Source organism: Mycolicibacterium sp. XJ2546 (genome assembly GCF_053483195.1).
Genome location: NZ_JBEFRW010000003.1, coordinates 73,146 through 93,654 on the forward strand (window position 1 = coordinate 73,146; position 20,509 = coordinate 93,654).

The following is a 20,509-nucleotide window of genomic DNA, read 5'->3' on the forward strand; positions in this document are numbered from 1 at the left end:
GTACAGATATCGAACCAGGGCGGGTACAGATTTGGAACTGGAATGCGGTGATTGGCGTGCGCGACGATATCCGCACCGAGCAGGAAGGAACTGCGATGAAGGACTCCGCCACCGCCGTCGACGACGGCCAGATCGCCGCCAAACACCGGGTCATGTGGGCCTCCGGCGACTATCCGAAGCTCGCGGCCGAGATCGTCTCACCGCTGGGTCCCATCCTGGTGCAGGCTGCCGGGATCGGCCCCGGCGACCGTGTGCTCGACATCGCTGCGGGCACCGGCAACGCGGCCATCCCGGCTGCGCTCGCGGGCGCCAGCGTCGTCGCCAGCGACCTGTGTCCGGAACTGCTCGAGCACGGCAGTCAGCGGGCTGTCGAGCGCGGTGTCACGCTTGAATGGCGCGAGGCCGACGCACACGAATTACCTTTCGGTGACGCCGAATTCGATGTAGTGATGTCTTGTATCGGGGTGATGTTCGCGCCGTTTCACCAACGTGCGGCCGACGAACTGGTGCGGGTGTGCAGACCGGGCGGCCGGGTCGCGCTGCTGAGCTGGACTCCGGAAGGCCAGATCGGTGAGCTGTTCGCCACCATGAAGCCCTACGTCGCGGCGCCGCCGCCCGGCGCTCAACCGCCGCCGCTGTGGGGCAGTGCGGACCATGTCCGCACCTTGCTCGGCGACCGCGTCACCGACGTCGTTACCGAACGACGCACGCTGAGCGTCGGGCACTTCGGGAACGGCGCCGCATTCCGCGACTACTTCAGGTCGATGTACGGGCCGACGATCGCGGCGTACCGCAACATCGAGGCCGATCCGGACCGGGTCGCCGAACTCGACGCCGACCTGGCCCGCCTCGGCGACGGCTTCTTGCGGGGCGGTTCCACGATGGATTGGGAGTACCTGCTGCTGACCGCGCGCAGAGCCTGACACCATGGCGGTATGTCCGATGCCGCACCGCAGCTACCCACCCTGTCCGCAGACGACCAGAAGGCGCTGCAGCGCTGGGTGCGAGAACAACGCCTGGGCTCGACCGTCACCGACGTCGAACCGCTGACCGGCGGCACCCAGAACATCGTCGTACGGATCCGGGTGGACGGGCGGCCGATGGTGTTGCGGCGGCCGCCTCTTCACCCGCGGCCGACAAGCGACAAGACGATGCTGCGCGAGATCGCGGCGCTGCGCACCCTGGCCGGAACCGACGTCCCGCACCCGGGGTTCATCGCCGGATGCGACGACCTCGAGGTGCTCGGGGTGGTCTTCTACTTGATGGAAGAGGTCGACGGGTTTAACCCCGGCAGCGAGGTCGATGAGGCCTACGTGCGCGATCCGGGCATGCGCCACCAGGTCGGCCTGTCCTACGCGGCCAGCCTGGCCCAACTCGGCAACGTGTCATGGGAAGGCAGTCCGCTCGCCGAACTCAAACGGCCGGGTTCCTTTCTGGAGCGCCAGGTTCCGCAGTTCTTGCGGCTGCTGGAAAGCTACCGTCACGACCGGTACGACCCCGCCTCGCTGGCCGTCACCGAGCTGGCCGAATGGCTGGAGACCAACCGCCCACCCGACGGGCAACCCGGAATCCTGCACGGCGACCCGCATTTGAGCAATGTGATGCTGCGCCGGGAGAAGCCGGAACTGGCGGCGTTCGTCGACTGGGAGATGTGCACGATCGGCGACCCGCTGCTCGACCTCGGTTGGATGCTGATCTGTTGGCCGCTGGAGACCAACACGATCACCGCGGGCGCAGCACTGGCCGACCTCGGCGGGCTCGCAAGCCGGCGTGAACTGCTGGATGCCTATCTCGGTGCCGGAGGCCGCGAAACCTCAAGGCTGGACTGGTATGTCGCGATGGCGTGCTTCAAGCTCGGGATCGTGATCGAAGGTACGTGGTCGCGATTCCTGGTCGGCCAGGCCAGCAGGGACGCGGGGGAGCGCTTGCACGCCAACGCGCAGAACCTGATCGACATCGGCACTCGAGTCGCCAAGGGCGACAGCCCGTTCGGGATCTGACACGTTCTCAGCCGTAGGTGTCGAGGGCGAGCTGGACCGTCACCGCCAGACCGGCCACGCCGATCAACACCCGCATCGGACCGGCGGGGGTGTGGCGGACCACGATGGGTCCCAGACGTGAGCCGATGAGGCAGCCGAGTCCGAGTGGCACCACGGCCCACCACTGCACCGGTGCGATAAGCGCGAACACCGCCGCGGCGACGACGTTGGCAATGCCGAGCAGGAAGTTTTTGCTCGCGTTGGCGCGCGCGAGCGTCGTGTGGCCGATACGCAACAGCAGCGCCAGCAGTAGCACGCCGGCGGCCGCGCCGAAGTAGCCGCCGTAGATAGCGATCAGGAAAATCGCCCCGGCTTCGAAAGCCGTCCTCGCGGTACGACGGCGCCCCTTCGCGGTCGCCACGTCTGCGTTGCTGCTCCGCGGAAGCAAGATCGCCAGCGACGCCACCCCCAACAGCACCGGCACCAACTGCTCGAAGCTCCCTGGCGGCGTCGACAGCAGTAGCAGCGCGCCCATCGCGCCGGCGAGCGCGGCCAGCGGCATCATCCGCAACAACCACCGGCCCTGGCCGCGAAGCTCGGGTCGGGAGCCGAGCACCGAGCCGACGCCGTTGAACACCAACGCCACCGTGTTGGTGACGTTGGCGGTGACGGGCGGTAACCCCGCGACGAGTAACGCCGGGTACGTGGCTACCGACGCGAGTCCCGCGATGCTGCCGGTGAGCCCGCCGATCACACCCGCCGCGAATAGCAACGCCCAGTTCATCGGCGGCTCACGTTACGTCCTGCGCGCGCTGCGGGCACATTGCAAGCCCCGACGCGCCCGCAGGAAAAAGCAATTGCACACCCGCTCGCCGAGCGGCTAGCATCGGCACCGTGCCAAGGCGACTCGTAGTAGTAACCCGCAGCGGGGTCTGATCGCGACCGACCCCTCGCTGTGGGTCGAAGCTGCTACTACGTCGGTCACTCCTTTAAGCAGAAGACCGGCACATGTCCCTTGCAGTCACCACACGACCCACCTTCACCGGGGCGGCGCCCTTCCATATCCCGTTGCCTCGCGGCCTACGTGAGGAGGCCGATGCAATGTCGTATGAATCATTTGTCAGCGAGTACGCGCCCAACTCCGGCCCGCTGCAGTTGCGCACCTGGTCCTGCGCCGACGGCCACCGTCGCGCGACGCGGCTGGGCCCGCAGGCCCGGTCCTACCAGGCGACCCTGGCCATCGGTGAGCGGATCAGCACGTCGTCGGCGGCGGCGTCAGGTCCGGTGGCCGCCTTGACGGCGATGCTGTACGACGACCTTGGCATCGCGGTCGAGACCACCGCGTTTCACCAGGTGCCTGCCGGTGAGCGCACGGCGACGTTCATCCGGGGTTCCGACGGCGCGCGCTCCGAGTGGGCGATGGGCCTGTCGGACGACCCGACCCGGTCGGCGCTCGACGCGGTGATCGCCTGCGCCAACCGGCTGATCACGGCCTGATTCGCGCGAGCTGCTTTCTTGCACGGCGTTACTCGTACTTTCGCCGCTGAAATGCAGTTTCTCGGCAGTAGTGCCTAGCTCAGCGGGCGCAACACGATCGGCATACCGTCCATCGGCATGGGCATACCGGCGTAGTCGTAGCGCGGCTTGTAGCCCGGCCGCGGCAGCTCGAGGCGGTACTTGCGCAGCAGCCGGTGCATCACGGTCTTGATCTCGAGCTGACCGAACACCATGCCGATGCACTTGTGCGCACCGCCGCCGAACGGGGCGAACGCATAACGGTGCTTCTTGTGCTCCGCGCGAGGTTCGGCGAACCGGTCGGGATCGAACTTCTCGGGGTTCGTCCACAGCTCCGGCAGCCGGTGGTTCATTCCCGGCCACGTCACGACGTTGGTGCCGGCCGGAATGTAGTGACCCAGCAGATCGGTGTCGCGCACGGTCTGGCGCACGTTGAACGGCAGCGGGGTAACCAGCCGCAGCGATTCGTTGATTACCAGGTCGAGGGTTTCCAGCTTCTCCAGCGCCTCGATGTCCAGCGGCCCGTCACCCAGCCGAGCCGACTCGTCGCGGCAGCGCTCCTGCCAGTCGGGGTTGGCGGCGAGGTGGTAGCCCATCGTGGTCAACGTCGATGTCGATGTGTCGTGGGCGGCCATCATCAAGAAGATCATGTGGTTGACGATGTCTTCGTCGGTGAAGCTGTTGCCGTCCTCATCCTCGGCATGGCACAGCACGGAGAGCATGTCGGTGCCCCCGGCGTGGCGGCGCTCCTTGACTCGCTCCTCGAAGTAGTCCTCGAGCACCTTGCGGGCGCGCAGCCCGCGCCACCACTTGAATGGCGGAACACTGGTGCGGATGATCGCGCCGCCGGCGCGGGTGGTGATGGTGAACGCCTCGTTGACCTTGGTGACCAGTTCCTGGTCGGTGCCGGGCTCATGGCCCATGAACACCACCGAGGCAATGTCGAGGGTGAGTTCCTTCAGCGCCGGATGCAGCAGGAACCGCGCGTCGTTGGCCACCCAGTCCTCGGCGACCACCTTTGACGCCACCTTGTCGATGTGTTCGACGTAGCCGGTCAACCGGGTGCGAGTGAACGCCTCCTGCATGATCCGGCGGTGGAACATGTGCTCTTCGAAGTCGAGCATCATCAGGCCGCGGTTGAAGAACGGGCCGATGACCGGATGCCAGCCCTTCTGCGAGTAGTCCTTGTTCTTGTTGGAGAACACGGCCTGGGTGGCGTCGGGCCCCAACGCCGACACCGATGCGAGGGCCGGGGAGTGGGCGTAGTGCACCGGGCCGTATTTGCGGTAAACCTGCAGCACGTAGTCCGGTCCGCCGCGGAATGCCTCGATCATGTGCCCCAAGATCGGCAGGCCTGAATCACCCATGACCGGTTTGAGCCCGCTGCCCGCCGGCGGCTCCGCCAACACGAACTGCGGCCACTCCCGGTTGTTCAGCCGCCGCTCGAGAGGACCGAGCGGCAGGTTGTTCAACGTCGGGGTAAACCGGCGTTTCGCCTGGTCGATAAGGTAATCCTTGGTGCTGATGGTCGGCATCGGACACTCCTGAAAACGGCAAGCTGTGGTGGATGTCACCTGACTCCCATCCTGGTATTCTCTCTTGACGCCTGTCAAGTTTGGGCATAGGTGCGTCGCGATGAAAAGGTCTTAAGCCATGACGGCTGAAGTGAAGGAGACACGTCGGAGCCGCGGTGATCGTCAGCGCGATGCGATCGTGCGCGCGGTGCGCGAACTGCTTCAGGAGCGGTCGTTCGCCGACCTGTCGGTGAGCACCATCAGCGAACGCGCCGGAGTGGCCAGATCCGGCTTCTACTTCTACTTCGACTCCAAGTACGCGGTGCTGGCGGTGATTCTGGCCGACGCCGGCGAAGAACTCGACAAGCTCACGCACAACTTCGCGCCCCGCGAGCCGGGCGAGACCCTGTCGGATTACGCCAAGCGGATGGTCGGCAGCGCGGCGGCGGTCTATGCGACCAATGACCCGATCATGCACGCCTGCGCGGTGGCCAGAAACACCGACGCGCAGATCCGGGAAATGATGGACGATTTCGCCGACGGCATCATCGACAAGATCGTCAGCCTGGTCGAGCAGGACGCCGACGCGCGCCCCATTTCCGACGATCTGCCCGCCCTGGTGCGCACGCTGGCGGCGACGACGACGATGACGCTCACCCACGACAGCGCGTTCATCGGCCGCGGGCGCGATCCCGCGCGGGCCATCGAGATCGTCGAGCGGTTGTGGCTGTACGGGCTGTGGGGCGGGTCGGACCTGCGCGAGAACCAGCGCGACGGGTAGGTATTCTCACCGCCATGGCGCAGCGAGGCGGTTTCACCGGTAAGCGTTGTTTTCTGACCGGGGCCGCCAGCGGCATCGGCCGTGCGACGGCGTTGAAACTGGCCGCCGAGGGCGCCGAGCTTTTCCTCACCGACCGTGACGCCGAGGGCCTGGAGACCACTGTCGTCGACGCGAAGGCGCTGGGCGGCCACGTGGCCCAGTACCGGGCCTTGGATATCTCCGACTACGACGCGGTGGCAGCCTTCGCCGCCGATATCCACGCCGAGCATCCCGCGATGGACGTCGTGATGAACATCGCCGGGGTGTCGGCGTGGGGGACCGTGTCGACCCTGACGCATCAGCACTGGAAGTCGATGGTCGACATCAACCTGATGGGCCCGATTCACGTCATCGAGGAGTTCGTTCCGCCGATGGTCGCGGCGGGCCAGGGCGGGCATCTGGTCAACGTGTCGTCGGCGGCCGGGCTGGTGGCGTTGCCGTGGCACGCGGCCTACAGCGCAAGCAAATACGGGCTGCGCGGCATGTCCGAGGTGTTGCGGTTCGACCTCGCCCGCCACCGCATCGGGGTGTCGGTGGTAGTGCCGGGAGCGGTGAAAACGCCTCTGGTGCAGACGGTTCAGATTGCCGGCGTGGACCGCGAAGATCCACGCGTCAAGAAGTGGACAGATAGGTTCAGCGGGCACGCGGTGTCACCGGAACACGCTGCCGACAAGATCGTCAAGGGCGTGCGCCGCAACCGCTTTCTGATCTACACCTCAGCCGACATCCGGGCGCTCTATCTGTTCAAGCGGGTCGCGTGGTGGCCCTACAGCGTCGCGATGCGTCAGGCCAATGTCCTGTTCACCCGGGCGTTGCGCCCTGACGCGCGGCGCCGCTAGCGGTTGCCCCAGTCCCACGGCGGTGCGGTCAGCAGTCCCAGACCGTCGACACGGGTTTCGCCGAGATCCTTGTACAGCCCGATCTCCACTGCGGCGCCGGTGTTCTCGTCCGCCTCGCCGACGGGCACAGTGTCCAGGAACTCCAGCAGCGCCTTCGAGTGGGTGACGACGACGACCTGGGTGGTGGTTGCCGCCGCGCGGATCAACGTCGCCAGCGGGCGCACCAACTCGGGGTGCAGCGAGGTCTCCGGTTCGTTGAGCACCATCAACGAGGGCGGTCGTGGGCTCGACAGGGCGGCGGCCCACAGCAGGAACCGCAGTGTGCCGTCGGATAATTCGGCGGCGCGCAGCGGTCGCAGCATACCCTGTTGGTGTAGCTGAAGGTCGAACAGGCCGTCGTGCACTGCCACCGACACGGTGGCTCCTTCGAACGCCTCCGCGACGGCACGCTGCAGATCGTCGAAACCGGCCTCGATGGCGGTCTGGATGGCCGCGGCCAGATCGGCACCGTCGTCGGACAGCACGGGCGTGCGGGTGCCGACCTGGCGCCGGCGCGACGGTGCGGCCGAGTCCACCCGGAAACCGTCGTAGAACCGCCAGTCCCGCAGGCGGTCTCGTACCGCGGCGAGTTCGGGATGCGCGCCGGGATGGGCGTACTCGGCGAGCACACTGCGGTACGGCGGCAGCGCCTGCGACAGCTTGTCGAAACCCCGACCCGATTCCGCGCGCGCCTCGGCGTAGTCACGGGTGCGACGCACCAGAGTCGAGGCGGTACGCATCACCGGGCCGACGAACACCGCCTCGCGTTTGATCTCCGGGTCCCGCGCGAACAGTGAGTTGTTCCCGGCCATCTGGGGCAACCCGAGGTCGACCAGGTAACCGAAATCGTCTGAGGCGAATCCGAGTTCAAGCGAGACGGGACCGGTTCGGGTGGTGCCCTCGACGCGGCCGGTTCGCCGTGCGGCGCCCAGTTGCTCGGGACCGGCCCACAGCACCGACTCCAGCCCACCCTCACGGGCCAGCGAGCCGATCACCTCGCCGCGCCCGCAGTCGGCCAGCAGCCGAAGCGCACGGTACAGCGACGACTTGCCGGTGCCGTTGGCGCCGGTGACCACGGTGAGCGGGGCAAGCGGCAACACGATGTCGCGCAGGGACCGGTAGCCGCGAATCGCAACGGTCTGCAACATGGGTCAGTACCCGCCCGGCGGTGCGGTGGCACGGATCCCGGCAAGCACCACGTCGACGATGCGCTCCGCGTCCTTGCGAGTAAACGTGCGGGTGCCGCGGTTGATGATGAGGCGTACTGGACCGGCCATCATCTCGCCGAGGAAAACGCTGTCAACTGCTGGCAGCTCACCACGGTCCTCGGCGAGGTCTACCCGATGTTGTAAGGCAGCTCCCCGCTCCTTCAGGATCATGGTCACAGTCTGTCGGACGGCAGGGTTGTCCTCGGTGAGCTTCATTGCTTGTTCGAGTGCTCGGCCGAACGGGGTCTGCAGGCCAGATGCGATTCCCATCAGGTAGCCCACCAGATCATTGCGGAGGTCACCGCTGTCGGTGATGGATGCGAGTTGCTCGGCGTATTGCAGCAGTGCGGCCGCGACCAGCTTCTCGCGGTCGGGCCAGTTGCGGTACACGCTGGTCCTGTGTACGCCGGCGAGCTCGGCGACTTCCTCGTAGCGAAAACCGGCAATTCCGTGGCGCGCGACGAGTTCGGCTGTCGCGCTGAGAATCTGATCGCGCACGCGGGCGTTACGACCGCCAGGGCGTCGGCCCGACGACCCGGCCGCGGTGCCGTGGACCATTCTTCTGCCCCTGTCTTTGTGCGCGTCGGGTGTCGATTCTCGTCAAGTTCGATGTTGCGGTGCAAGCGTGGTTACGTCTAGTGTGCAACTAAAGCGACGATTTGTCGATTTAGAGTTCCTTAGATCGGCGGTTCGCCGCGACGAAAGACCGTCACCTTCAGGGGCCGTAGCCGGTTCTTGCACCGCACAAGCCATTTGGGAGCTGCCGTTCGGTTGCCGGAGCGCGATGTCGATGGAGTCCTGCGCGACCGACCATTGGAAGGACCGCTCTTGAACGACAGCGCAGATGCGCCAGCCTCGGTGTCGCGGGAACACAAGTGGAGTGGGCGGCTATTGCTGTGGACGATAGTCCTGGTCGGCGCCAACGTTCTTGCCGATGTCGTGGTCGGTTCGCCCATGATGGTGCTGCCGCAACTGCTCGATCATTTCGACACCGACCAGGCCGCTTGGTTGAACGCCAGCGCCATGCTGGCCGGAGCCATCTGGTCGCCACTGCTCGCCAAAAGTTCCGACGTCTTCGGCAAACGCCGAATCTTGATCGCCACCCTGCTATTGGCGTGCGCCGGGGCGCTGATCTGCCTTGCTGCCCCCACCGTCTGGATCTTCCTCGTGGGACGTTTTCTCCAAGGTGCCGCCTTCGGCGCGGTTTTCCTCACAGTGACCCTCGTTCGCCAGATCTGCTCTCCCCGCACGGCGATGACTCTGGTCGGGCTCTTAACCTCAGGCTCGGCGATCGTCGGAGTCGTCGAGCCCTTCCTGATGGAGCCGGTGATCCACGCGTTCGGTTTTCGAGGAGTGTTCCTCGTGGCGGCGCTGCTCGCCGCGACGGCCGCGCTGTGTGTCCGCACCTTCATTCCGGAGTCCCCGATCTGCGGCGCCGGACGCGTCGACGTCGCCGGCGCGCTTCTGCTCGGCGGCGGACTCGGCGCGGTCTTGGCGTACGCCAGTCTCGGACGAGACGTCGGGTGGTTGTCCGGGGGCACGCCCGCGCTGCTGGTCGTCGGTTGCGGTGCGTTGAGCTGCTGGGCGTTCAGGACGCTTCGCGTCGATGAACCGATCATCGACATCCGTGGCCTGACCCGGCCAATCCTGTTGACGCTGCTGGCTTTGGGATTGGCCGCGGGCGCCTTCAGGAGCATGCTGCAACTGACCAGTCTCGTCGCGCAGGTGCCACCCAACCTCGGGCTCGGCTACGGGCTCGGCAGCGGAGAGGCGGTCGCCATGCTGCTCGCCGCTCCCAACTTCGGCATCGTGATCGGTGGTGTCGGCGCCGGCTGGATCGCCGGGCGTTTTGGCCCTGAACTGACGCTGCTCGGCGGCGTGGCACTCGGGATAGGGGGGACGTTCGCCATGTTGGCGGGCGTGTCAGTTGTCCCGCTCGCCGTCGTCTGCGGAGGTGTGCTCGGTATGGCCGCCGGGGCGATCGGTGCCTCCGGCTACAACCTGGCGACGAGCCTCGAAGCGCCGGAGAGGCAGGGTACGACCGCCGGTCTGGTCTCGGTCGTGCTCGCTCTGGGCTCGGTGATCTTCAATGTCGCCGGCGGCGAGATCCTCAGGGCCACTCGAGCGGGCGGGCACTCTGGCGGAGACGCCGCAGTGAGCACCGCGGCCGGCGTCTACCTCTACATCTTCATGGCGGGCACCGTGATGGCGCTGGCGGCGGTGCCCGCGACCGCACTGATCCGAAACCGATGGGTGTTACGTAGGGAGCCCGCGCTGTAGCCGCGGATGATGGTGCGCAACATGTTCGATCAGTACCCGCCTTCGGGCGGCGCCAGTTCCAGTCGCACACCCAACAGCCGCACCGGCCGGTCCAACTCGAACTGGCCGAGCAGCTCAAGTGCCGTCGCCGTGACGATGTGCGCATCGATGGTCGGCGCGGGCAGCTTGCGGATCTTGGTCCTGGTGTAGAAGGTCTTGGTGCGCACCGTCACCGCCACCCGGGTCACGACGCGGTTCTGCTCGACGACCTCGGTCAGCGTCTGCCGCGCCAGGTCGACGACGGCGGCGTCCATCTCACCGCGGTCGGTGAGATCGGTGGGGAAGGTGACGACGTGGCTGCGTGATCGGGGTACCCACGGCGTTGCGCTGACGTCGGTGTCGCCACCGCCCTTGGCCAACAACAGGATCCACAGGCCGGTCGTGGGGCCGAACGTCGATGTCAGCGTGGTGGCGTCGGTGGCGGCCAGATCGGCGACGGTGGTGATGCCCATCGTGGCAAGCCTTTTGGCGGTCTTGGGCCCGACGCCCCACAACGCGTCGACCTCGCGGTCACCCATCACCGCCATCCAGTTCGCGTCGGTCAGCACGAAAACACCCGCCGGCTTGCCGAACCCCGTGGCGACCTTGGCCCGCTGCTTGTTGTCGCTGAGGCCGACCGAACACGACAGGCCCGTCTCGGAGGCGATGACCTCGCGGATCCGTTCGGCCAGCTCGACGGCGTCGGCCACGGCGGTGAGTTCGGCCCCGACATACGCCTCATCCCAACCCCACACCTCCACCGGATGTCCGAAGTCGCGCAGCAGCCCCATCACTTCCTCGGAGGCTGTGTCGTAGGCGTCGGTGTCCAACGGCAAGAACGTCGCATCCGGGCACTTTCGGGCCGCGGTGCGCAGCGGCATGCCCGCGTGCACCCCGAACTCGCGCGCCGGATACGACGCGCACGTGACAACCTTGCGGGGCTCGTCGGGAATACCGTTGCCGCCGATGATGATCGGCAGGCCGTCGAGTTCGGGGCGTCGCCGTACTTCGACGGCGGCCTGGAACTGGTCGAGATCGACGTGCAGGACCCAGCGCGTCATTGCCCGCACAGTTTGCGCGCCACCGTCTCCCACGCATCGCCGAGGCTCTGCAACGTCGCGCCGCGCTCGGTGAGGTGGTGGTGCACATAGTCGGCGTCGTGCAGCGCGAGCAGCGCGGCAGCCTGCGCGTCGAGGTCTCCAGAAGTGCCCGCGTCTTCGAGCAGCACGCGGATGTGGCGGTGATGCAGCGTGGCCGGCGGGCTGAACCGCGTCCGCGGATCGCGATTGGCGTCGGCCATCAGGGCGTGGTGGGTGTGGACGAACTCGAGTCGGCTACGCCCGTAGGCCAGCAGCCGGTCCAGCGGCGGCGCGCCGGGTCCTAGCGGGGGAGGGCCGAACAGGAATGCCTCCTGTGCGACCTTCTCGTCCTCGTCGAGCAGCACGATCATCAGGCCCGCCCGGCTGCCGAACCGGCGAAACAGCGTGCCTTTGCCGACGCCGGCGGCCGCGGCGATGTCATCGGTGCTGACCGCGTCGGCGCCGCGTTCGGCGATCAGGCGACGTGCGGCGTCGAGAAGCAGCATGCGGTTGCGCGCGGCGTCGCCTCGCTCTTGAGGCTCTTGGTCGGTGACCGGCAGCTCGGTGAGGGGGCGAGGCGCGGTCATCACACGAGTCTAGGGCAGCCGGAATTAATCGGACTACAGTCCGGTTCTTCGGTGAGAGAGTGTCAAACAGACCGAAAAGGAACGCGAAATGGTGGACATCAACGTACTGGTGCTGGTGGGCAGCTTGCGGGCGGGCTCCATCAACCGCCAGCTGGCCGAGTTGGCGGCCGAAACCGCTCCCGCCGGGGTGACGCTGCGGCTCTTCGACCGACTTGGGGAGTTGCCCTTCTACAACGAGGACATCGACAACGACGCCGAGCACGGAGGCGTTGCCGAACCGGTTGCGGCGCTGCGTCAGGCGGCCGCCGAAGCCGACGCGGCCCTGGTCGTCACGCCCGAGTACAACGGCTCCATCCCGGGCGTGCTCAAGAACGCGATCGACTGGCTCTCCCGGCCGTTCGGCGCCGGTGGGCTCCAGGCCAAGCCGTTAGCCGTGATCGGCGCCGCGCTGGGTCGCTACGGCGGCGTGTGGGCGCACGACGAGACACGCAAATCCTTCGGGGTCGCTGGCCCGCGGGTGGTCGAGGATCTGCAGCTGTCGGTGCAGAGCACCGTTTTCGACGGTAAGCATCCCCGCGAGAACGCCGAAATGGCCGCCAACCTGCGCGACGTCGTCGGCAAGTTGGTCGCCGAGGTCGGTTAACCGGCGTCGGCCGGTGGCCTACAACGAGGTCGCGGATTAGTTTGCTGGCACGGGTATGCGCCCGGTCGGGCAGCCAGGTTTTGTCGGCGCGGGATGGTAAGCCGAGCGGTGTCGGGCGCGACACCCGACGGTGTGATGTGCGACACGCCGGGAGTGTCGGACCGGAAGGCTTACGACCTGCGAATTTCAGGAATGTTATTCAGAACATCTGGTATCCCTTCGCAATGTCGGACACTAGGTGTAGTGTTTCGAGGACCGACAGGCCACCGCGGTACGTGTACCGCTTCAGGGTCAGCCGGAGCCCCCGAATCCGGCGCGGTCGGTTTCCGACCCTCCGAAGAGGGAGTACCGGCAGCCAGGAATTTCGGAGGTCTTCGGGCCGCTGAAGTAGAGCGGGATGTAGTAACCGACGAGTTGCCAGTCTCAGTGCAGTGACAGTTGTAGAGGAGCCGTACCGAAGATGAGCCAGCCATCGATCACCGTGTACACCAAACCCGCCTGCGTGCAGTGCAACGCCACGTACAAGGCGCTCGACAAGCAGGGTATCGCCTACGAGACGGTCGACATCAGCCTCGACACCGAGGCCCGTGACTACGTGATGGCGCTGGGCTACCTGCAGGCGCCGGTCGTGGTGGCCGGTAACGAGCACTGGTCGGGCTTTCGGCCCGATCGCATCAAGGCGCTGGCAGGCGCGGTCGCGGTAACGGCATAGCGGCCGCATCCGCGGCGCAACACTTAGCGGAATCGGATAGCCGAAGACATCAGGAAGGAGTCGACATGGCTGGATTGCCGGTTCAACCGGCGGCGAGCAACCTCGTCTACTTCTCCAGCGTGTCGGAAAACACCCACCGCTTCGTCGCGAAGCTGGGGCTGCCGGCCATCCGGATCCCGCTGCACGGACGCATCGAGGTCGACGAACCTTATGTGCTGGTGCTGCCCACCTACGGCGGTGGGCGCGCCACACCGGACATCAACGACGGTGGCTATGTCCCCAAACAGGTCATCGCGTTCTTGAACAACGAACACAACCGGTCGTTGCTCCGCGGCGTCATCGCCGCGGGTAACAACAACTTCGGCGCGGAATTTGCTTACGCGGGCAACGTGGTGTCCCGCAAGTGCGGCGTGCCGTACCTCTACCGCTTTGAACTCATGGGAACTCCCGACGACGTGCAAGCCGTTCGTGCGGGCTTGGAAGACTTTTGGAAGGACCAGACGTGCCACCAACCGTCACAGATGCAGAGCCTGTAACCGCCGCGACCACCACCACCGGCGGTGGCCATACGCTGCCCGGCGAAACGGATTACCACGCGCTCAACGCGATGCTGAATCTGTACGACGCCGACGGAAAGATCCAGTTCGACAAGGATCGGGAAGCCGCGCATCAGTTCTTCCGCGAGCACGTCAACCAGAACACGGTGTTCTTCCACGACATCGACGAGAAGCTCGACTATCTGATCCAGCAGAACTACTACGAGCGTGAGGTGCTCGACCAGTACTCGCGCAACTTCGTCAAGACGCTGCTCGACCGTGCGTATGCGAAGAAATTCCGGTTCCCGACGTTCGTCGGCGCGTTCAAGTACTACACCAGCTACACGCTGAAAACGTTCGACGGCAAGCGCTACCTGGAGCGCTTCGAGGACCGCGTGGTGATGGTGTCGCTCACGCTGGCGGCCGGCGACACCAAGCTGGCCGAGCAACTGGTCGACGAGATCATGGACGGCCGATTCCAGCCGGCCACCCCGACGTTTCTCAACTCGGGCAAAAAGCAACGGGGAGAGCCAGTTTCGTGCTTCCCGGCAGGGACCCCGGTGGATACTCCCGACGGACCCAAAGCGATCGAGACGCTGCAGGCCGGCGACCGGGTGCTCTCCCACGACGGATCCTTTTCCGTGGTCGAGTCGGTTGTCGAAAATCCCAACGATCAAGCGCTGGTGTCGATATCGCACTTCGGACACAAAGAGCCCATCCACTGCACGCCCGAGCATCCGATCCTGGTTTGGACCACGCGGGACGTGCAGACACTCATCGACGGTGATGGCGCCGATCCGTTCAACGGATTCGTGTGGCTGGCCGCCAAAGACGTTCATCCCAGCGACTTCATCGTCACGGCGGCGCCGCTGGAGCGACGCAAGCCGCGGGTCTATGACCTGATGGAACACGTCGGCTCAGGTGAGTACGAAGAGGTCGACGGGCTGATCCGCAAGGTGAACTGCGATAAGAAGCACCGCAACAAGCAGCGTCACCGGATCGGATTCGTATCGGTGAACCGATATGTCGAGGAGTCCTACGACTTAGGCTTGATCTTGGGCTGGTACGTCGCTGAAGGACATGTCTCCAAGCGGTCGGGTCCAGATGGCGTTAAGTCGCCCAACGGCATTCATTTCACGATAGGTACTCACGAACTCGAATACCAGCAGGAGTTGGCGGCCGCTTTCAAGCGGGTGTTCGCAGCGGAGCTCGCCGTTCACCAAAGTGTCTCGGACCAGTCGGTGCGCATGATCTGTAACAGCAAAGTCGTTGCATCGCTGTTCCTTTCCATGGTCGGTACGGGATACCACTGCAAGCGGTTGTCCCACGACGTATTGACAGCCGACGAGGAGTTCCAGCGTGGACTTCTGGCGGGCTTGTTCCGCGGGGATGGGTGCAGCACCAACGGTGGTGTGGTGCTCGACCTCGTGAATCCGGAACTGATTGACCAGGTGCAGCTTCTTCTGCGCCGCCTGGGAATCGTGTCCAGGGTTCGCCAGTACGTCAATCGGTCAGGCAATGTGACAGGACAGGTATTCGTTCCCGGTTTGCCCGGCGCCAACGAAGAGTTCATTTTCGATGTCGGGAAGAACCTGCACAACTACGTCGGCGCGAAGGGTACGTCGCGCACCACGTACCAGGTCGTGCACGGGCGGCATGTGTACGGCGTTCGGGAACTAAAGCATACGCAGGATGTCCCAGAGAAGGTCTACAACCTTCACGTCGAGGGCACGCATACCTACACGATTCATGGCACGGTCGTACACAATTGCTTTTTGCTTCGCATCGAGGACAACATGGAGTCCATCGGTCGCTCGATCAACTCGGCACTGCAGCTGTCCAAGCGCGGCGGCGGGGTCGCGTTGCTGCTGAGCAACATTCGTGAGCACGGCGCGCCGATCAAGAACATCGAGAACCAGTCCTCGGGCGTCATCCCCATCATGAAGCTGCTGGAGGACTCGTTCTCCTACGCCAACCAGCTGGGTGCGCGTCAGGGTGCGGGTGCGGTGTATCTGCACGCCCACCATCCCGACATCTACCGGTTCCTGGACACCAAGCGCGAGAACGCCGACGAGAAGATCCGCATCAAGACGCTGTCGCTGGGTGTGGTGATTCCCGACATCACGTTCGAGTTGGCCAAGAAGAACGAGGACATGTACCTGTTCTCGCCGTACGACGTCGAGCGCGTCTACGGCCTGCCGTTCGCCGACATCAACGTCACCGAGAAGTACTACGAGATGCTCGACGACGCGCGGATCCGCAAGACCAAGATCAAGGCGCGCGAGTTCTTCCAGACGCTGGCCGAGTTGCAGTTCGAGTCGGGCTATCCGTACGTCATGTTCGAGGACACCGTGAACCGGTCGAACCCGATCGACGGCAAGATCACCCACTCGAACCTGTGCTCGGAGATCCTGCAGGTCTCCACACCGTCGCTGTTCAACGACGACCTGAGCTACGCCCATGTGGGCAAGGACATTTCGTGCAACCTGGGGTCGCTGAACATCGCCAAGGCGATGGACTCGCCGGACTTCGCGCAGAGCGTCGAGGTGGCGATCCGGGCGTTGACCGCGGTGTCTGATCAGACCCACATCTACTCGGTGCCGTCGATCGAGCAGGGCAACAACGACTCGCACGCGATCGGGCTGGGGCAGATGAACCTGCACGGGTACCTGGCGCGCGAGCGGATCTTCTACGGCTCCGAAGAGGGCATCGATTTCACCAACATCTACTTCTACTGCGTGCTGTATCACGCGCTGCGGGCGTCGAACCGGATCGCGATCGAACGGGGCTCGGCGTTCAAGGGATTCGAGCGCTCCAAGTACGCCTCGGGCGAGTTCTTCGACAAGTACACCGAGCAGGTGTGGGAGCCCAAGACCGCCAAGGTGCGTGCATTGTTCGACGATGCGGGCATCCGCATTCCGAACCAGGATGACTGGCTGCGGCTCAAGGAGTCGGTGCAAAAGCACGGCATCTACAACCAGAACCTGCAGGCGGTACCGCCGACGGGGTCAATCTCCTACATCAACCACTCGACGTCGTCGATCCACCCGATCGCCAGCAAGGTCGAGATCCGCAAGGAAGGCAAGATCGGGCGGGTGTACTACCCGGCGCCGTACATGACCAACGACAACCTGGAGTACTTCCAGGACGCCTACGAAATCGGCTACGAGAAGGTCATCGACACCTACGCCGCGGCCACCCAGCACGTCGACCAGGGCCTGTCGTTGACGTTGTTCTTCAAGGACACCGCCACCACGCGTGATGTCAACAAGGCCCAGATCTACGCCTGGCGCAAGGGCATCAAGACGCTGTACTACATCCGGTTGCGCCAGATGGCGTTGGAAGGCACCGAGGTGGAGGGCTGCGTCAGCTGCATGTTGTAGGGCGCCTCGATGCGCCGCGTGTGTTGAGCGTGCATTACGCCAACACCCGGCGCTGACGCGTTGCATACTGCGACATGCGCTACGACGCCTTCATCTCCTACTCGCACGCGGCCGACGGCCGGCTGGCGCCGGAGTTGCAGCGCGCGCTTCAGCGCCTGGCCAAACCGTGGTACCGGCGCCGGTCGCTGGAGGTTTTCCGAGACGAGACCGGGCTGGCCGTGGACCCGCACCTGTGGAACGCGATCGTGCGGGCGCTCGATGAGGCCGAATGGTTCCTGCTGCTCACCTCGCCGCAGGCCGCCGCATCGGTGTGGGTCAATCGCGAGATCGAACACTGGAAAGCGCACCGGCCCGTCGACCGGATCCTGCCCGTCCTCACCGACGGCTACTGGGAGTGGGACCCGGAGAAGGGCGACTTCACCGACGACTCCGACGCGGTGCCGCCCGCGCTGCGCGGCGTCTTCACCGACGAGCCCCGACACCTGGATCTGCGCTGGGCACACGAAGAAGACCAACTCGACCTGCGCAACAGCCGATTTCGCAATGCGGTCGCGGAGGTGGCCGCGCCCCTGCACGGCCGCACCAAAGACGAGATCGAAGGTGAGGACGTCCGCCAGCACCGCCGCACCAAGCGCATCGCCTGGTCGGCGGTCTCGGCATTGGCCGTATTGACCATCGCCGCCGTCGCGGGTGCCGGCATCGCGGTCTACAACGCCAACCAAGCCGAACAACGCCGCCTCCAGGCCGAAGCTCAGCGGCTGGCCGCGCAGAGCAGAACCGAACTCGAACGGCCCGACCTCGCGTTTCTGCTCGCCGCGCACGGCTACCGGATGCACCCCAGCCTGCAGACCGAAGGCGCGCTGCTCACCGCCGTCGCCAACCTGCCCGAGTTCAAACAACGCATCCCCGTCGACGCGCCGGTGACCGCAGTCGCCGTATCCGATGCCGCCGACCGGGTGTGGATCGGCACGGCAGACGGCAAGGTCACAGCGCACAGTTTCACCACCGGCGCCGAAATCGGCCGAGCCGAGGACCAATTCGACCGCGAGGTCGTCGCGATGGCCCCCGCCGCAGCCGGCGCCGACGCGGTCGTCGTCACCGACGGCACCGTCGTCACCACCCTCGACAGCGCACTACGACCCGCCGTCGTGCGCACACCGGACACGGCGGTCAGCGCGCTGGCCGTGCAACCCACCACGGGCCGCATCGCGGCCGGCACCAGCGCAGGCGGCGTCCTGGTGTGGGACGCCGACAGTTCCGCGCCCACAACGATGTTCCCGGCGCTACCCAACGCTGCCGGGCGCATGTCCGCGGTCACCGCGCTCGCCTGGACGCCCGACGGCGGGCTGGTGGTCGCCGGGCAGGACGGTGCGGTTCGACGGTTCGACGTCACCAGACCTGACCGGCCCGTATGGGAGCAGGTCGAGGCCGGGAGTTCGGCCGACGACGGGCCGGTGAGTTGGGTGTCGGCACTGACCGTCGTCGGCGACGGCACCGTCGTCACCGGCGGCAGCGACGGAACGGTGGGGTTCTGGAACGGCGCGGACGGAATGCCGACGGCCGCCGGCCGCAACGAAATTCACGCCGATGCGGTGACCGGGCTCGTCGCCACCGGTGACGGTCCCGAGGCCGGGTCGGTGGCATCGGTGTCGGAGGACGGCTTCGTCATCTACTGGAACCACCTGACCGGTTCGCCGCCGCTGCCGCCGGTCAAGGTCGACGAGCAGGCCGCCACCGCCGTGGCATGGGACCCGGCAGATCCCGCCCAGGGCGTCACCGGCGGAACCGCGGGCGGCGCTTTACTTCTCGACTATGGCGACGACCGCCGCCGCCCCCTGGCCCGACCCGTCGAAGGTTGGACCGATGCGGTGGCGGTCGCCATCTCACCCGCAGCCGACCGGTTGGCCGTGGTGCGCGCGACCGTCGAACCCTCGGGCTCCGGCGAAAGCGCACAGGGGCAACTGATCACCGAGTTGACGCTCACCGATGTCGCCGAACCCGATCCCGCAGGCCCATCGGTGACGATCGACGGCATGGTGGACGAGGTCGTCTTCTCGTCCGACGGCTCCCGGGTGTTGGCCAGCACCACCGAAGGCGAGGTGGTGGTGTGGGACGGCGTCGCAGAGGCGCCCACCGCCACCCGGGTCGCGCCCGGGGAGCCGGCGAGCCAGCTGGCCGTCTCACCCGACGGCGTCACAGTGGCCACCAGGTGGATGAACACAGCGTCCCAGTCGTTCGAGGCAGCGCCCGTGCGGCTGTGGCGGTTGGAGGGCGACGAACTCGTCGAGCAGGGCCAGATCGCGGGTCCGCCACTGGCGTTCGGTCTCGCGTTCACCCCGGACCGATCGCGTCTGGTGATCGGCGGCTCCGGTGAACTGGTCATCCATCGGCTGGCAGACGGAACAACCACCACCGTGGAACTGGACAACGATGAAACGCGTTCGTTGGCGGTCGCACCCGACGGCAACACCATCGCGGTCAGCCTGTGGAGCGGCCCGATCCGGCTGTTCGACACCCAGACCGGCAGGCCGACCGGCGACGACCTTCGGGTCGCCAAACGGGTGACCGACGTCGCGTTCCGGGGTAACAGCGAACTGGCCACCGTCTCGGAGGACGGCAGCATCATCTTCTGGGATCTGACCAGTCGGACCAGGCTCTCCGACCGACCGCTGACGGCTGTGGACCGCAACGCGGGCGCGGGTTACGCGCTGGCACCCAGCCTTGCGCTCGCACAAGATGTGGCCTTGACGGCCTCGGTGGCGGATCGCCGCCTGATCCGCTGGTCGCTGAACCCGACGGACTGGATCGCCGAGGGGTGCGCTGTCCATCAGCGCGACCTGACCGACGCCGAGAAGGACCGCTATGACCTCGAGGACGCCGACCCGATCTGCGAAGAAACTCAGAAGAACCGGTAGCCCTGTCGGCTGATCGAAAAGCCGCGGCCGGTCTCGACGTCGCGGCACGTCATGCCCGACATCGCGCTTTCGCACCGCAACACGCCCGCGCTGGTGGATTGTCCGTATCCAAGCGGCCCGCCGCCGGCCAGCGCGGTGTCACCGGCGCAGACGAACCGGGGTGACGCACCGGCGTCGAGAACCAGTCCCTGGCCGTAGTTGTACGGGCAGTCCGACGGCGGAGGCGGCGGCGCCCAATCGCGTTCGCGGATATCGCATCGCACCTGCGACGAGTCCATCATGCAACCGATGTTGTCCGACGGCGACGTGAAACCGAACAGGTCATCGGCGGCGTGCGCGTCGGGCGGCGCAACGGTCAGCAGCGCACCAGCCGCCGCGGCGGCGACGATGCCCATGGTGACCCGTGTATGGCGCGGCAGTGTCCGATGTGATGTCACGTGTG

The 20,509-nt window shown here is 66.0% G+C and carries 17 protein-coding genes and 3 pseudogenes; 13 read left to right on the forward strand and 7 right to left on the reverse strand.

All coding sequences use genetic code 11. From position 1 onward, the window contains the following. The first annotated feature begins 95 nt into the window (after positions 1-95). Entirely contained in the window at positions 96-923 is an 828-nt protein-coding gene (locus ABQE44_RS06685; RefSeq protein WP_448391345.1) for a class I SAM-dependent methyltransferase, read from the forward strand. A gap of 12 nt (positions 924-935) precedes the next feature. After that, on the forward strand, positions 936-2,000 hold the full coding sequence (locus ABQE44_RS06690) for a phosphotransferase family protein (protein ID WP_448390618.1): 1,065 nt from the start codon (positions 936-938) through the stop codon (positions 1,998-2,000). A 7-nt stretch (positions 2,001-2,007) separates the two neighbouring features. On the opposite strand, the gene ABQE44_RS06695 is transcribed toward ABQE44_RS06690, so the two are convergent. After that, positions 2,008-2,763 carry a sulfite exporter TauE/SafE family protein gene (locus ABQE44_RS06695; RefSeq protein WP_448428843.1) on the reverse strand — a complete coding sequence of 252 codons (756 nt, stop codon included), beginning with the start codon at positions 2,761-2,763 and terminating at the stop codon, positions 2,008-2,010. A 224-nt stretch (positions 2,764-2,987) separates the two neighbouring features. On the opposite strand from ABQE44_RS06695, the gene ABQE44_RS06700 reads away from it, so the two are divergent. Continuing rightward, positions 2,988-3,476, forward strand: coding sequence for a 2-isopropylmalate synthase (locus tag ABQE44_RS06700; RefSeq protein WP_448390620.1), 489 nt, complete (start codon positions 2,988-2,990; stop codon positions 3,474-3,476). A 74-nt stretch (positions 3,477-3,550) separates the two neighbouring features. Here ABQE44_RS06700 and ABQE44_RS06705 read toward each other — a convergent pair whose 3' ends face one another. After that, the gene (locus tag ABQE44_RS06705) at positions 3,551-5,029 is read right to left on the reverse strand and encodes a cytochrome P450 (RefSeq protein WP_448428845.1); all 1,479 of its coding nucleotides are present in this window, start codon (positions 5,027-5,029) and stop codon (positions 3,551-3,553) included. Positions 5,030-5,147: 118 nt separating this feature from the next. Between ABQE44_RS06705 and ABQE44_RS06710 the strand changes: the two genes are divergently transcribed. Both ABQE44_RS06710 and ABQE44_RS06715 read left to right on the forward strand, forming a co-directional pair. Beyond that, entirely contained in the window at positions 5,148-5,789 is a 642-nt protein-coding gene (locus ABQE44_RS06710; RefSeq protein ID WP_448390622.1) for a TetR/AcrR family transcriptional regulator, read from the forward strand. A gap of 14 nt (positions 5,790-5,803) precedes the next feature. Then, a complete protein-coding gene (locus ABQE44_RS06715; protein ID WP_448428847.1) occupies positions 5,804-6,667 on the forward strand; it encodes an SDR family oxidoreductase in 864 nt (287 codons plus the stop codon). Here the strand turns inward: ABQE44_RS06715 and ABQE44_RS06720 are convergent. Together ABQE44_RS06720 and ABQE44_RS06725 are read right to left on the reverse strand one after the other, a co-directional pair. After that, complete coding sequence (locus ABQE44_RS06720; RefSeq protein WP_448428849.1) at positions 6,664-7,854, reverse strand: AAA family ATPase; 1,191 nt, start codon at positions 7,852-7,854, stop codon at positions 6,664-6,666. The genes ABQE44_RS06715 and ABQE44_RS06720 overlap by 4 nt on opposite strands. Positions 7,855-7,857: 3 nt before the next feature. Next, positions 7,858-8,412: a TetR/AcrR family transcriptional regulator gene (locus ABQE44_RS06725; protein WP_448428851.1), complete on the reverse strand. Its 555-nt coding sequence runs from the start codon at positions 8,410-8,412 to the stop codon at positions 7,858-7,860. Between the two features lie 273 nt (positions 8,413-8,685). Between ABQE44_RS06725 and ABQE44_RS06730 the strand changes: the two genes are divergently transcribed. Continuing rightward, complete coding sequence (locus ABQE44_RS06730; protein WP_448428853.1) at positions 8,686-10,194, forward strand: MFS transporter; 1,509 nt, start codon at positions 8,686-8,688, stop codon at positions 10,192-10,194. A gap of 29 nt (positions 10,195-10,223) precedes the next feature. On the opposite strand, the gene ABQE44_RS06735 is transcribed toward ABQE44_RS06730, so the two are convergent. After that, positions 10,224-11,273 carry a DNA polymerase IV gene (locus ABQE44_RS06735; RefSeq protein ID WP_448428855.1) on the reverse strand — a complete coding sequence of 350 codons (1,050 nt, stop codon included), beginning with the start codon at positions 11,271-11,273 and terminating at the stop codon, positions 10,224-10,226. Then, on the reverse strand, positions 11,270-11,878 hold the full coding sequence (locus ABQE44_RS06740) for a TetR/AcrR family transcriptional regulator (RefSeq protein ID WP_448428857.1): 609 nt from the start codon (positions 11,876-11,878) through the stop codon (positions 11,270-11,272). The genes ABQE44_RS06735 and ABQE44_RS06740 overlap by 4 nt, the downstream gene beginning before the upstream one ends. An 88-nt stretch (positions 11,879-11,966) precedes the next feature. Between ABQE44_RS06740 and ABQE44_RS06745 the strand changes: the two genes are divergently transcribed. The 7 genes and pseudogenes from ABQE44_RS06745 to ABQE44_RS06775 all read left to right on the forward strand — a co-directional run bounded on the left by ABQE44_RS06745 (position 11,967) and on the right by ABQE44_RS06775 (position 20,067). Next, positions 11,967-12,521, forward strand: a complete 555-nt coding sequence (locus tag ABQE44_RS06745; protein WP_448428859.1) for an NAD(P)H-dependent oxidoreductase — start codon at positions 11,967-11,969, stop codon at positions 12,519-12,521. A 460-nt stretch (positions 12,522-12,981) separates the two neighbouring features. Beyond that, positions 12,982-13,233, forward strand: a complete 252-nt coding sequence (locus ABQE44_RS06750; protein ID WP_448390678.1) for a redoxin NrdH — start codon at positions 12,982-12,984, stop codon at positions 13,231-13,233. Between the two features lie 65 nt (positions 13,234-13,298). Further along, positions 13,299-13,769 carry a class Ib ribonucleoside-diphosphate reductase assembly flavoprotein NrdI gene (gene nrdI / locus ABQE44_RS06755; RefSeq protein WP_448428861.1) on the forward strand — a complete coding sequence of 157 codons (471 nt, stop codon included), beginning with the start codon at positions 13,299-13,301 and terminating at the stop codon, positions 13,767-13,769. Between the two features lie 35 nt (positions 13,770-13,804). Next, positions 13,805-14,314 (forward strand): annotated as a pseudogene (locus tag ABQE44_RS06760) (ribonucleotide reductase N-terminal alpha domain-containing protein); the annotation flags it as partial. Positions 14,315-14,320: 6 nt separating this feature from the next. After that, a pseudogene (locus ABQE44_RS06765) lies at positions 14,321-15,277 on the forward strand (LAGLIDADG family homing endonuclease); the annotation flags it as partial. Between the two features lie 258 nt (positions 15,278-15,535). Then, positions 15,536-17,152: pseudogene (gene nrdE, locus ABQE44_RS06770) on the forward strand (class 1b ribonucleoside-diphosphate reductase subunit alpha); the annotation flags it as partial. A gap of 74 nt (positions 17,153-17,226) precedes the next feature. Further along, positions 17,227-20,067, forward strand: a complete 2,841-nt coding sequence (locus ABQE44_RS06775; RefSeq protein ID WP_448428863.1) for a toll/interleukin-1 receptor and WD40 repeat domain-containing protein — start codon at positions 17,227-17,229, stop codon at positions 20,065-20,067. On the opposite strand, the gene ABQE44_RS06780 is transcribed toward ABQE44_RS06775, so the two are convergent. Next, complete coding sequence (locus tag ABQE44_RS06780; protein ID WP_448428865.1) at positions 20,052-20,504, reverse strand: DUF6636 domain-containing protein; 453 nt, start codon at positions 20,502-20,504, stop codon at positions 20,052-20,054. The genes ABQE44_RS06775 and ABQE44_RS06780 overlap by 16 nt on opposite strands. Positions 20,505-20,509 lie beyond the last annotated feature (5 nt).

What these genes read in the sequence shown, in the direction of transcription:
- ABQE44_RS06685 (WP_448391345.1), top strand. Translation starts at nt 96, where the DNA reads ATGAAGGACTCCGCCACCGCCGTCGACGACGGCCAGATCGCCGCCAAA.
- ABQE44_RS06690 (WP_448390618.1), top strand. Translation starts at nt 936, where the DNA reads ATGTCCGATGCCGCACCGCAGCTACCCACCCTGTCCGCAGACGACCAG.
- ABQE44_RS06695 (WP_448428843.1), bottom strand. Translation starts at nt 2,763, where the DNA reads ATGAACTGGGCGTTGCTATTCGCGGCGGGTGTGATCGGCGGGCTCACC.
- ABQE44_RS06700 (WP_448390620.1), top strand. Translation starts at nt 2,988, where the DNA reads ATGTCCCTTGCAGTCACCACACGACCCACCTTCACCGGGGCGGCGCCC.
- ABQE44_RS06705 (WP_448428845.1), bottom strand. Translation starts at nt 5,029, where the DNA reads ATGCCGACCATCAGCACCAAGGATTACCTTATCGACCAGGCGAAACGC.
- ABQE44_RS06710 (WP_448390622.1), top strand. Translation starts at nt 5,148, where the DNA reads ATGACGGCTGAAGTGAAGGAGACACGTCGGAGCCGCGGTGATCGTCAG.
- ABQE44_RS06715 (WP_448428847.1), top strand. Translation starts at nt 5,804, where the DNA reads ATGGCGCAGCGAGGCGGTTTCACCGGTAAGCGTTGTTTTCTGACCGGG.
- ABQE44_RS06720 (WP_448428849.1), bottom strand. Translation starts at nt 7,854, where the DNA reads ATGTTGCAGACCGTTGCGATTCGCGGCTACCGGTCCCTGCGCGACATC.
- ABQE44_RS06735 (WP_448428855.1), bottom strand. Translation starts at nt 11,273, where the DNA reads ATGACGCGCTGGGTCCTGCACGTCGATCTCGACCAGTTCCAGGCCGCC.
- ABQE44_RS06740 (WP_448428857.1), bottom strand. Translation starts at nt 11,878, where the DNA reads ATGACCGCGCCTCGCCCCCTCACCGAGCTGCCGGTCACCGACCAAGAG.
- ABQE44_RS06745 (WP_448428859.1), top strand. Translation starts at nt 11,967, where the DNA reads ATGGTGGACATCAACGTACTGGTGCTGGTGGGCAGCTTGCGGGCGGGC.
- ABQE44_RS06750 (WP_448390678.1), top strand. Translation starts at nt 12,982, where the DNA reads ATGAGCCAGCCATCGATCACCGTGTACACCAAACCCGCCTGCGTGCAG.
- nrdI (WP_448428861.1), top strand. Translation starts at nt 13,299, where the DNA reads ATGGCTGGATTGCCGGTTCAACCGGCGGCGAGCAACCTCGTCTACTTC.
- ABQE44_RS06775 (WP_448428863.1), top strand. Translation starts at nt 17,227, where the DNA reads ATGCGCTACGACGCCTTCATCTCCTACTCGCACGCGGCCGACGGCCGG.